Annotated in this window: 14 protein-coding genes; all 14 read left to right on the forward strand. The window is 60.0% G+C overall.

What is annotated here, in order from left to right; translation table 11 throughout:
* The first annotated feature begins 58 nt into the window (after window positions 1-58).
* The 14 genes from PSFL_RS01555 to PSFL_RS01620 all read left to right on the forward strand — a co-directional run bounded on the left by PSFL_RS01555 (window position 59) and on the right by PSFL_RS01620 (window position 11,699).
* Window positions 59-649, forward strand: coding sequence for a hypothetical protein (locus tag PSFL_RS01555; protein ID WP_397469599.1), 591 nt, complete (start codon window positions 59-61; stop codon window positions 647-649).
* Window positions 646-828, forward strand: a complete 183-nt coding sequence (locus PSFL_RS01560; protein ID WP_397469600.1) for a DUF2635 domain-containing protein — start codon at window positions 646-648, stop codon at window positions 826-828. The genes PSFL_RS01555 and PSFL_RS01560 overlap by 4 nt, the downstream gene beginning before the upstream one ends.
* Entirely contained in the window at window positions 828-2,324 is a 1,497-nt protein-coding gene (locus PSFL_RS01565) for a phage tail sheath subtilisin-like domain-containing protein (protein ID WP_397469601.1), read from the forward strand. Before PSFL_RS01560 ends, PSFL_RS01565 begins: the two co-directional genes overlap by 1 nt.
* Window positions 2,325-2,383: 59 nt before the next feature.
* Window positions 2,384-2,731 carry a phage tail tube protein gene (locus tag PSFL_RS01570; protein ID WP_169990321.1) on the forward strand — a complete coding sequence of 116 codons (348 nt, stop codon included), beginning with the start codon at window positions 2,384-2,386 and terminating at the stop codon, window positions 2,729-2,731.
* Window positions 2,728-3,024 carry a phage tail assembly protein gene (locus PSFL_RS01575; RefSeq protein WP_397469602.1) on the forward strand — a complete coding sequence of 99 codons (297 nt, stop codon included), beginning with the start codon at window positions 2,728-2,730 and terminating at the stop codon, window positions 3,022-3,024. The genes PSFL_RS01570 and PSFL_RS01575 overlap by 4 nt, the downstream gene beginning before the upstream one ends.
* 130 nt (window positions 3,025-3,154) lie before the next feature.
* Window positions 3,155-5,278, forward strand: coding sequence for a phage tail tape measure protein (locus PSFL_RS01580; RefSeq protein ID WP_397469603.1), 2,124 nt, complete (start codon window positions 3,155-3,157; stop codon window positions 5,276-5,278).
* Window positions 5,275-6,585: a DNA circularization protein gene (locus PSFL_RS01585; protein WP_397469604.1), complete on the forward strand. Its 1,311-nt coding sequence runs from the start codon at window positions 5,275-5,277 to the stop codon at window positions 6,583-6,585. The genes PSFL_RS01580 and PSFL_RS01585 overlap by 4 nt, the downstream gene beginning before the upstream one ends.
* A 3-nt stretch (window positions 6,586-6,588) precedes the next feature.
* Window positions 6,589-7,704 carry a phage baseplate assembly protein gene (locus PSFL_RS01590; RefSeq protein ID WP_397469605.1) on the forward strand — a complete coding sequence of 372 codons (1,116 nt, stop codon included), beginning with the start codon at window positions 6,589-6,591 and terminating at the stop codon, window positions 7,702-7,704.
* The gene (locus PSFL_RS01595) at window positions 7,701-8,213 is read left to right on the forward strand and encodes a phage baseplate assembly protein V (protein ID WP_397469606.1); all 513 of its coding nucleotides are present in this window, start codon (window positions 7,701-7,703) and stop codon (window positions 8,211-8,213) included. The genes PSFL_RS01590 and PSFL_RS01595 overlap by 4 nt, the downstream gene beginning before the upstream one ends.
* A complete protein-coding gene (locus tag PSFL_RS01600; protein WP_397469607.1) occupies window positions 8,210-8,608 on the forward strand; it encodes a phage GP46 family protein in 399 nt (132 codons plus the stop codon). Before PSFL_RS01595 ends, PSFL_RS01600 begins: the two co-directional genes overlap by 4 nt.
* A complete protein-coding gene (locus PSFL_RS01605) occupies window positions 8,598-9,638 on the forward strand; it encodes a baseplate J/gp47 family protein (protein WP_397469608.1) in 1,041 nt (346 codons plus the stop codon). Before PSFL_RS01600 ends, PSFL_RS01605 begins: the two co-directional genes overlap by 11 nt.
* The gene (locus PSFL_RS01610) at window positions 9,626-10,234 is read left to right on the forward strand and encodes a YmfQ family protein (protein ID WP_397469609.1); all 609 of its coding nucleotides are present in this window, start codon (window positions 9,626-9,628) and stop codon (window positions 10,232-10,234) included. The genes PSFL_RS01605 and PSFL_RS01610 overlap by 13 nt, the downstream gene beginning before the upstream one ends.
* On the forward strand, window positions 10,234-11,256 hold the full coding sequence (locus PSFL_RS01615; protein WP_397469610.1) for a hypothetical protein: 1,023 nt from the start codon (window positions 10,234-10,236) through the stop codon (window positions 11,254-11,256). Before PSFL_RS01610 ends, PSFL_RS01615 begins: the two co-directional genes overlap by 1 nt.
* Window positions 11,256-11,699: a tail fiber assembly protein gene (locus PSFL_RS01620; RefSeq protein ID WP_397469611.1), complete on the forward strand. Its 444-nt coding sequence runs from the start codon at window positions 11,256-11,258 to the stop codon at window positions 11,697-11,699. Before PSFL_RS01615 ends, PSFL_RS01620 begins: the two co-directional genes overlap by 1 nt.
* Window positions 11,700-11,756 lie beyond the last annotated feature (57 nt).

Raw genomic sequence — 11,756 nt, forward strand, 5'->3', positions numbered from 1 at the left:
GGTTCTTACCCACTCAAAAACTCGCCTTGGCGAGTTTTTTTATTCTTGGATTTTGCCGATGAAGGTCACCCCGATAGTTGCGCACTTGCGCGAGTACTGCCCCAGCTTCGCCCAGCGCGTGGCGGGCGGGATTGATTTTGAGGCCGTTGCTGCGAGTGCAAAACTGAGTCGGCCTTCAGCTTATGTGATTCCAATCGGAGACAAGGCCGGGACCAACGATATCCAAACTGGTGTGCGGCAGGATATCAGCGACAAGTTCGATGTGGTGCTGGTCCTCGACACTCAGGATGAGCGCGGCCAGGAAGCTGCGGACCTGGTGCATGTGTTTCGCGCGGAACTGTGGCGGGCGCTGATCGGCTGGAAACCCGGGCCTGAATACGACCTGATCGAGTACGAAGGTGGCGAACTGATCTCAATCAACCGCAATCGCACCATCTACCGCTTCACCTTCGCCTCGGACTTCCAGTTGGGGCGTAACAACTCCGATCAGCCCGCCGAGACCTGGCACGAGTACGAGCTTGACGGCTTACCGCCGTTCACCGGCATGACCATCAACATGGATTGCATCGACCCGGCAGACCCCAACTTGCAATCCCCCGGCCCCGATGGGCGTATCGAAGTGAAGTTCTCAGGAGATGTAACACCATGACCAAACGCATCACCGTGGTGCCGGCTGCTGGCCGGGCCGTACCTGATCCTGAGGCGGGCGACCTGTTGCCGGCTGCGGGGCGGGAAGTTCCAGACAACGCCTGGTGGCGCCGCCGTCTGGCGGATGGCGACGTGACAACCAAGGCCGCGAAAGTGGCGAAACAAGAGGGGGCAAAATAATGTCCATCGGATTCAGCAATATCCCGGCCGATCTACGCGTGCCGCTGTTCTATGCGGAGATGGACAACTCGGCGGCCAACAGTGCGTCGTCGACCATGCGTCGACTGATTGTTGGCCAGGTCAATGACGCAGCTGACAGTACCGATATTGGCTCCCTGGTGCTGGTATCCAGCGTGGCCTTGGCCAAGACCATCGGCGGTCAGGGCTCGATGCTGGCCTCAATGTATGAGGCCTGGCGCAAGGTCGATCCTGTGGGTGAGGTCTGGTGCTTGCCGTTGCAGAGTGCCGAAGGCGCAGCAGCCAAGGCCACCGTGACATTGAGCGGCGCTGCCACAGAGGCCGGTTTGCTCACCCTGTATGTCGCTGGCGTTCGGGTCCAGACAACTATTACCAGTGCCGCGACCGCCGCGCTGGCGGCCGCTGCGCTGGCTGTACGGATCAACGCGACCCCAGACCTACCGGTGACTGCCGCAGCGGCCGAGGCGGTTGTCACCCTTACCTGCAAATGGAAGGGCGAGAGCGGCAACGACATCAGCTTGCAGCTCAATCGCTTGGGCAAAACCAATGGTGAAGTAGTGCCAGCCGGTCTCACTGCTGTGGTTGCCCCCATGAGCGCTGGTGCAGGTTCTCCCGATCAGATGGCAGCGCTTGCTGCTCTGGGCGACGAGCCTTTCGAATTCATCTGCATGCCCTGGTCCGACACCACCAGCCTCAACGCCTGGAGGGCAGCGATGGACGACAGCGTGGGCCGCTGGAGCTGGGCCAAGCAGTTGTTCGGCCACGTCTACAATGCCAAGCGTGGCACCCTCGGTACGCTGGTGGCGGCGGGCCAGGTGCGCAATGACCAGCACATGACCATCCAGGCCATGGAAGCGGGTGTGCCGCAACCGTTCTGGGTACAGGCCGCCTCGTTGGCGGCCCGCACGGCGGTGTTTATCTCAGCAGACCCCAGTCGCCCGACCCAGAGCGGCAGTATGCCCGGCCTGGATCCGGCGCCTGCCAGTGAGCGTTTCACCCTGACCGAGCGGCAATCGTTGCTCAGTTACGGCATGGCAACAGCGTACTTTGAGGGCGGTTACGTTCGCATCCAGCGGTCGATCACCACCTACCAGAAGAACGCCTATGGGCAGCCGGACAACTCCTATCTGGACAGCGAGACGATGCATCAGTCGGCGTTCATCATTCGCCGGCTCCAAGGTGTGATCACCAGCAAGTACGGCCGCCACAAGCTGGCGAACGATGGCACCCGCTTCGGTGCAGGGGCTCCGATCGTGACGCCGAGCACTATCCGCGGCGAACTGATTGCCCAGTACGCCAAGTTGGAGCTGGAAGGGCATGTGGAGAATTCCGAGTTGTTCGCCCAGCACCTGATTGTCGAGCGTGATGGCAATGACCCTAGCCGGGTCAACGTGCTGTTTCCGCCGGACTATATCAACGGCTTGCGTGTCTTCGCGCTGCTCAACCAGTTCCGCCTGCAGTACGACGCTGCGGCGTAACGCTGCCCCTGAACACCAGGCCCGCCGAGCGCGGGCATTTTTATGCGCGGAGATAAACCATGGGACAAAAAGTAGCGGGTACCGCCTACGTCAAAGTAGACGGCTCCCAGTTGACTATCAACGGCGGCGCCGAGGCGCCGCTGATGGAGGTCAAGCGTGAGACGGTGGTGCCAGGGTTCTTCAAGGAAGAAGACGTGGCGCCTTGGGTCAAGTTCACGGCGGTGCACACGTCGGACCTGGACATCAAGAAACTGGTCAATGGCACGGATATGACGGTGACCGTTGAGTTCAAGAACGGCAAGGTCTACGTGCTGGCCGGTGCCTACCTGGTGGACGAGCCCAGCTCCAAGGGCGACGACGGCAGCATTGAGCTGCAATTCGATGGGATCAAGGGGACATGGCAATGAGTGAAGCGATCAAGCTGAGTGGGCCGATTGATGCCCATGGTGAGCAATTGAGCGAATTGACCCTGCGGCGGCCGACGGTGCAGGAGGTACGGGCGATCAAGGCCATGCCGTACAAAGTCGGGAAGGATGAAGAGGTGACGCTAGACACGGATGTTGCAGCCAAGTACATCGCCGTTTGCGCGGGCATTCCACCTTCCTCAGTCAACCAGCTGGACCTCGCTGACTTCAATACCCTGTGTTGGGAAGTGGCCGGTTTTTTCATGACGTCGGCGTCACCTCAGCCGAAGATCTGATTGCCGTCAGTTACGACCTAGCCTGGTACTGGAGGGTCGACCCTGAAGTGATGATGTCCAGATCGTTGGACCTCATCATCGAGTCGCAGGATCAGGCGCTGCGAATCAATGCACACCGGCAGGAACCATAATGGCGGACAAATTTCAGCTCAAGGCGTTAATTACCGGCGTCGACAAGTTGTCGCCAAAATTAGCCGGCATCCAGAAGAATGTTGGTTCGTTCAGGAAAAATCTCGAAAAGACGGGTCTTGGGAAAATCGGTATCAAGGATCTGGTGACCGGCGGAGCTATGGCTGCCCCATTCGCGGTCGGTATCAAATCGGCGGTTGCCTTTGAGTCCGAGATGGCCAACGTCAACAAGGTCGTCGACTTCAACACCCCAGAGCAATTCAAACAGATGGGGGAGGACATCACCCGCATGTCCGAAGTGCTGCCCATGGCGGCGGGTGATATCGCCAAGATTGTCGCCGCTGGTGGCCAGGCGGGTTTCGCGCAAAATGAGCTGCTGGGTTTCGCTGAAGCAGCGGTCAAAATGGGCGTTGCCTTTGACCAGACCGCCGATCAAAGCGGCGACATGATGGCCACCTGGCGCACGTCTTTCAAAATGACTCAGGGCGATGTGATCGGCCTTGCCGATCGCATCAACTATTTGGGCAACACTGGCCCGGCGAACACCAAGAAAATCTCCGACATTGTCACCCGGATCGGCCCGCTGGGTGAGGTCGCCGGCCTCGCTTCGGGGCAGATCGCGGCGTTGGGCGCGACGATGGCTGGTGTGGGTGTGGAACAGGAAGTGGCGGCCACCGGCATCAAGAACTTTATGTTGGCGATGACCAAAGGCTCTTCGGCCACCAAGGCTCAGTCGCAGGCGTTCAAGGCGATCCGCCTGGACTCCAAAGAAGTCGCCAAGTCGATGCAGACAGATGCGCAAGGCACGATCCTGAACATCCTTGAGCGGATCGGCAAGGTTGACGCAGCATCGCGGGTGGGGTTGTTAACGCAACTGTTCGGGTCGGAGTCGGTGACCTCGATTGCCTCGCTGCTCACCAACCTCGACTTGCTCAAGGGCAACTTGAACAAGGTAGGTGATGCATCCCTGTATGCGGGCTCAATGGAGAAAGAGTATGCGGCCCGTGCAGCTACCACCGAAAACAACCTGGGGCTGTTGCGCAATGCAACCAGCAACGTGTCCAAGGCCATTGGTAATGCTCTGTTGCCTGCGGTCAACGCGGTGGTGGATGTGGTGCGGCCTATGGTGGTGCAGTTTGGCAAGCTGATCGAAGCCAATCCGGATGTGGTCCGTGGTGTGGCGGCAGCGGGTATTGCGTTTACGGCGCTGCGCCTTGGCATCGTTACGACCATCGTCGCCACCAAGCTCTTGTCGTTTGCGATGAAGGCCAATCCAATTGGCATTGCCGCTACGGCGATCGCTTTTGCTGCAGGGTTGATCGTTACGAACTGGTCAACCCTTGCCCCATACTTTACTGCCATGTGGGCCAAGATCCGTGGCCCCACCCTGGCGGTCTGGGAGCTGGTCAAGGCCTTTGCCGCGTACACGCCCATAGGCTTGATCATCGCCAACTGGGGGCCCCTCACGGAGTTCTTCAAAGCGCTGTGGGGTGTTGTTGTGGCGCTCTCGACGCCGGTGATGGACTTCCTAAAAGTGATGTTTGATTGGTCGCCGCTGGGGCTCATCGTCAAGAACTGGGAGCCTATCAGCGCTTGGTTCAAGAGCCTCTGGGATGAGCTTCGGCCCATCATCGAGCCGATGATGAAGTTCTTCGGTGGTGGCGAGGGCGGTGATGGCCTGATCAAAACCGCCACGGCAAAGGCGAATGACTTCGCCGAAGCGCAGCGGATCCGCAACGCAGGTGAGGGCGGTGGTACTGGAGAGTTTCTCAAGGCCAATGCCGCGCAGGTCGTCCGGAATCAACAGGCGTTTCGCAACGTCACGCAGGGCGGTGCTGATGTGTCGCAGTTGCTCCGTCGGCCCGACCAGTCGCCGTCGGTCAACCTGTTGGCGGCCAGCAACTCCGGCTCTTTGCTGACTCGACCTGGAACACTGGCTGCGCCCGGCAGCGTCCCGCAGCAAGCAGCCCAAAACAATCGCGCTCAACTCAGTGGTGAGATGAACATCCGCTTCACCGACGCGCCGCCCGGGTTACGGGTGGATCCACCGAAAACCAATCAGCCCGGACTGAGCGTCAAGCCCAGCGTGGGCTATCGCACACTGGGCTCTGGAGGAACGCAGTGACAAAGACCTGGCGCGATGACTTGTTGCCTGCATCTTTCAGGGGAATCAAATTCCTGATCGAGCAGGCAACGGTCCCGGTTGGCCGCAAAGGCCAGTTACACGAATACCCCCAGCGCGATGAGCCGTTTTTCGAATCGCTGGGTAAGCAATCCCAGGTGCACAAGGTCAGCGCGTTCGTCATCGGCGACGACTGTTTTGAGCGCCGTGACAAGCTGCTGGAAGCGCTGGAGAAGGAAGGCCCCGGCGAGTTGGTCCACCCCTGGCTGGGCCGGATGCAGGTCGATGTGGGCGAGTGTGACCTTTCCCATAGCCGGCCCGAAGGCGGCATGGCGCGGTTGGAGCTAACGTTCTACCCCAGCAAGCCGCGCAAGTTTCCCACGGGCACCGCGAACACCCAGCAGCAGGTGGTCAAGTCGTCGGAGACGCTGCTGCAATCGGCGCTACGCCGTTACAAGGCGGCGATGGCGCTGGTGGACAAGGCGCGGATCAACATGATCGGCCTGCGCAATGGATTGTCGAATGTCTACGCGATCATCCAGCGGCAATTCACGCCGTTCCTGGGGCTTTTCACCAACCTCAGCGGGTTCATCCAGTCGCTGGTGAACTCTCCATCGGCGTTGAGTGCGTTGTTTTCCAGCTACTTCAGCGACTTCTCCACGTCGGGGCTGTTCCGCACTGGTGTCAGTCGCTCCAGCAGCTCCAGCGGGCAGGGCACGAGTGTTACCGGCACGGTGTCGGCACCAAGTTACCGCAGCTCGGTTGCGGTGGCTTCTCAGCACGCTGAGGCAGTGACCAGTATCAATACAGTCCCACCGGCCGGCGGTGCTGACACCACCGCCGCAGCCCAGGCGGTGGCCGATCTGGTACAGGACGCGCTGCTGGTGCAGGTGGCCTTGATCATCAGCGAAATGCCAGTGGCCACCCAGCCGGTGACGGTGGAGTCCACGCCGTCGATTGACCATCAGGCGGTGCAGCCGGTCGAGCGGCCCGAAGTGCCGGTGGCTGATGACGTGATCGAGCTGCGTGACGCCCTGAGTGAGGCCATCTGGGAAGCCTCCCTCAAGGCAGATCCGGAGCACTACCAGGCGCTCAACACGCTGCGCCAGGCTCTGGTCAAGCACCTGACCGCCGTAGCGGCCTCGGGCGTACGGCTGGTGGATATCACGCCGGCTGAAACCTTGCCGGCCCTGGTGCTGGCCTACCGGCGCTTCGGTGACGCCACGCGCGCCGGTGAGGTGGTCCAGCGCAATCGCATTCAACACCCAGGCTTTGTGCCGGCGGTACCGCTGAAAATCGCTCAGGAGTAACCCATGCTTGATACCGTGAATGCCGTCAGCCTGACCGTTGACGGCCTGGATTATGGCGGCTGGAAATCGGTATCGATATCGGCGGGCCTGGAACGTCAGGCCCGTGACTTCAATCTGTCGATCACCTGGCGTTGGCCAGGGCAGGCGGTTTCGGTCCCCATCCGTCAGGGCGCCAAATGCATGGTGCGTATTGGTGGGGATTTGATTCTGACCGGCTGGGTGTTCGCCACGCCGATCAGCTACGACGACAAACAAATTACTCTGTCGATCTCCGGCCGGTCCTTGACCGCTGACCTGGTTGACTGCGCGGCCGTGAACAAGCCTGGGCAGTGGAAGAATCAAGGCGTCCTCACCATCGTCAAGGCCCTGGCGGCGCCCTACGGGCTGGCCGTGCGCAGCGAGATAGCCGAAACCGGCAAGCTCTCGGATCACACCATCGAGCCGGGTGAGACCGCGTTTGAATCCATCGACCGGCTGTTGACTCTGTTTCGGGTGTTCTCCACCGATGATGCCAAGGGCATGGTGGTGTTGGCCAAGCCTGGAAGTGAGGGCAGGGCAGTGGACGCCCTGGAGATGGGCAAAAACGTACTGAAGGCCAATGCAGAATTGGACTTCTCCACGGTGTTTTCCGAATACCGGGTGCTGGGTCAGCGCAGCGGTACCGACGACGAATTCGGTGAACAGGCCGCCGAGGTGACGGCAACGGTCACAGATGATCGCACCACACGCAAGCGCGTGCTGGTCATCCATGAAAGTGGGCAAATGACCTCGGCCCTGGCCCAGAGCCGGGCCAACTGGGAGCGTGGCCAGCGGATGGGCAAGGCGCTGGGCACCACATACACGGTGCAGGGTTGGCGGCAATCGAACGGTGCATTGTGGCGTCACAACATGCTGGTGCGTGTCGTCGATCCGGTGATCGGCTTCGACCGCGACATGCTGATCGCCGAGGTGACTTACTCCCTGGGCCCCGAAGGCACGATCACCACCATGCTGGTGGGCCCGCCGGATGGGTTTGAGCCCGAACCTCATGACCCGCACAAAGGCAGAAAACTCAAGAAGGGCGGCAAGGCCGACAACTTCGAATACCTGCTGCCTGCTGATTGGAAACCCACCGAATGAGCCTACTCAACCGAATGCTGGTGCGCGGCACCGTGGTGCTGGTGGACTCAGCCAGAAAGCTGCAAGCCCTGCAGATGCGCCTCACTGCTGGTGAGGTCAAGGACGGCCTGGAACATTTTGAGCCTTATGGCTTCACCAGCAACCCGCTAGCGGGTGCCGAGGGGATCGCCGCGTTCATCGGCGGTGACCGCTCCCACGGCGTGCTGCTGGTGGTGGCGGATCGCCGGTACCGGATACAGGGAATGAAGCCGGGGGAGGTGGCCATCTACACCGACGAAGGCGCCAAGGTGCATCTGAAGCGCGGGCGCATCATCGACATCGAGGCGGACGTCATCAACTTCAAGGCCGGTACTGCGGTGAACTTTGACACGCCGGCCATCACCCAGACCGGCACGATCACCTCAGATGGCGATCAGGTGGCCGGTGGTGTAAGCCAGATTAATCACCCGCATGGCGGTGTGCTTCGTGGCGGTGATCAGTCAGGGTCTCCGATAGGGGGTGGCGGATGATCGTCGAACCCAGTCTGGAGGCTTCACTGATTCGCGCCGTGGTCATCAGCCTGTTCACCTGGCGCCGCGCCGCGACCGATGACCCGGTAGACGACGATGAGCGCTTCGGCTGGTGGGGCGACAGCTATCCCACCATCGCCGATGACCGTATCGGCTCGCGGCTCTGGCTACTGCGGCGAGTCAAGCTCACGACGGACACTCAACGTGATGCCGAATTCTACGCACGGGAAGCGCTGCAATGGCTGCTCGATGATCAGCAGGTGCTGGAGGTCGACGTGCTCAGTGAGCGGGCTGACAGTCACCGGCTCAATCTTCGGGTGACCCTTACCGTACCCAGCGGCGCCCGTCTGCAAATCAACTCAAGCCAACTGTGGCAGGTGATCTATGCCGTTTGATACTCCTTCACTCCCGGTGCTGGTCAACCGTACCCAGAGTGACTTGGCCGGGGACGCTTTACGGCGATCTGATGCCCAGGTGCTGGCCCGTGCGGTGAGCGGTACCGCCTATGGGCTGTATGGGTACCTGGCCTGGATTGCCGACCAGATCCTGCCCGATACCGCTGACGAAGTAACCCTGGAGCGGATGGCGGATCTACGCCTGAAACAGCCACGCAAAGCAGCACAACCTGCCGAAGGCTACGTCAGCTTCACCGCAGCCGCTAACGCTGTGATGGATGTTGGCACCGTGTTGCAGTCCAGAGACGGGCGCAGCTACAAGGTGACCGCTGGCAAGAACACCGTGGCGGGTATCAACACGATCCCTGTCGAGGCAGTTGATGCCGGTGTGATGGGTAATGCTGATCCGGGGTTGGTCCTGACCCTGGTCCAGCCCGTAGAGGGTGTTGCCGAGACCTTCACGGTCTTGGCGCCGGGCCTGGTTGGCGGCATTGCTCAGGAAGGCATTGAGCTTTTACGGGAGCGGGTTTCGCGCTCCTACCGCGTTATTCCCCACGGCGGCAACAATGATGACTACGAAACCTGGGCGCTGGAATGTCCAGGGGTCACACGGGCCTGGTGTCGTCGCAAGTACATGGGCCCAGGAACGGTCGCCGTGTTTTTCATGCGTGACGGCGACATCAACCCGATCCCTGATGCAGCTCAACTGGCTGACGTGCTGGACTACATCGAGCAGGTACGGCCGGTGACGGCGGAACTGTACGTGCTCGCTCCCATTCCAGTGCCTGTGACGTACCGCATTCGCTTGTTGCCGGATACTGCGGCGGCACGCGCAGCCGTCGAAGCCCAGCTAATTGACTTGCACAGGCGGGAGGCTGGCCTGGGCGATGGTCTGTTGTTGACTCATATTGCCGAGGCCATCAGCGGCTCAACCGGCGAGAGGGATCACAAGCTGATCGCGCCGGCCGCTGATGTTCCGGCGGCCACCAACCAGCTACTGATTTTCGGAGGCTGCGTATGGCTGGACTGAGAGACGCTGCGCAATACCGTGCGCAATTGCATGCGTTGCTACCCGCCGGTCCCGCGTGGGATCCCTCGTTGGTACCTGAGCTGGAAACCATCCTGTCGGGAGTATCCCTCGAACTGGCCCGCATCGATGCCCGTGCTTTCGACCTGATCAACGAGATGGACCCGGCGAGCGTTAGCGAGTTGGTACCAGATTGGGAGCAGGTAATGAACTTGCCTGATCCATGCCTGGGTGAAAGCCCGGCGTTTGAGGACCGCCGGTTGGCAGTACGCCAACGGCTGGTGGCGGTGGGTGGCCAGAGTCGCGCCTACTTCATCGAAATCGCCATTCAACAGGGCTATCCCTCGGCCGGTATTACCGAGCGCCGGGCGCCACGTTTTGGGCGTTCGCGGTTCGGATCGGCGCATTTTGGAACCTGGGCCGCGCAATTCATGTGGACGCTCAACTCTGGGCCTCGCCGGCGGCTCGGTCGTCGTTTCGGTGCCAGCTTCTGGGGCGAGCGTTTCGGTACCAACCCGAGCGGTGCGCTTGAGTGCGTCATCCGCCGGAGCGCTCCTGCACACACACTGGAATTTATCAATTACGGGGATATCGAATAGTGGACTTTCCTAAAAGCGTGCCCAACGTGGGGCTGGTCAATGGCCAGTTTGTCGATGAAAACACAGGAACAGGGCAGCCCGGCTCGCTCATCCCTGCGGTCTGGGGAAACGCGGTAACGAATGAAATTTTGAACGTACTGTCGGCGGCTCAGGTTGTTCCTGTTGAGTTGAAGCACAACCAACTCTCAGAAGCGATCTCTCGCATCGTTGCGGGTAACGCCTACAGCAAAGATGAAACCAACGAGCTTTTGGGGCAACGGGTCGCTTCTGATGGGATTTTGGCGGCGGGTCTTATTAATGGGAGTCTCCAGCAACCATATTTCAGGTCACTTGCTGGGGGAGCGATAGTGCCCTTGGCTCGTACGGATCACTCGCATTCTTTCGCAGACATCAAAAACAAACCCACAACGTTGGGTGGATATGGCATCCAGGATGTCTACACGGCTACTTACATGGATGGGCTGCTGAACGAAAAGGTTGGCTCAAATACCATTACCCGAGCAGGTCTCGTTGATGGCGATAAGCAGAGACCTTACTTTTTATCTACGGCTGCACCTGGGTTGGTTCTTTTGGCGCTAGCTGACCACTCGCACTCTTTCGCAGACCTCAAAAACAAGCCGACAACGCTGGGTGGGTATGGCATTCAGGATGTTTATACGGCTACCTACATGGACGGGCTGCTGGCACAGCGGGTGGGCGCAGACTCAATCACGGGGGCCGGCTTTATCAACGGCAATCAGCGGGCCCCTTACTTTCGTGCGACCGCAAGTGGCGACATCGTGAGGCTTGCAGCGTCAGCCGATACGCACACGATGGATTCCTTTATGAAGCCGGTGTCGGGTCAGTGGGTGCTGCTCAATGGTTCGCCGCCGGTGCTTCCTCCGGGCGGGACGTGGGCATATTTCAAAACTGACTTTAACCAGAACGGTACCCCTTACGGTGGTAACGCGGGGGTAGCGGCAGGTGGTACCACTCTCTCTACAAGTTCTTATTCGGTGGGCTTTGCCTGGAGAATTCAGTAATGATCACAAATGACGAAGAGATCGTAATAGACCTTCCCATCACCCCGGTCGATCCTGATGTGATTGAGCAAATTCAACGCAAGGCTGATGGCAGCTACCTGGTCCAGTGTAACGGCTACCCGTACCACGCCACACAACAGCAAACGCCCGAGATTTATGAAAAGGTGCTGCTGTTGGTCGAGCAGGGGGAGCCTGTTACTGAGTTTATTGAGCCAGTACCGGAGGTTCCTGACCCACAGGAAGCGGCCAACCAGGAGTACAACCGTTTGCGGGCCGTTGCTGATTTTGCCATCGCGCCGTTGCAGGACGCGGTGGATATCGGTGAGGGGACTGAAGCGGAACTGCTAACACTCAAAGCCTGGAAGAAGTACCGCGTGGCGTTGAGCCGTGTGCATGAGCAGGAAGGCTATCCTCAGAAAATCGATTGGCCTGTCACGCCCTAGCACTGTACCGCCGCCGCATCACACCCGCCACCGAGCGGGTTTATTTTTGCCTGGAGA

This window comes from Pseudomonas sp. DD1, assembly GCF_044510355.1.
GTDB lineage: Bacteria > Pseudomonadota > Gammaproteobacteria > Pseudomonadales > Pseudomonadaceae > Aquipseudomonas > Aquipseudomonas shahriarae.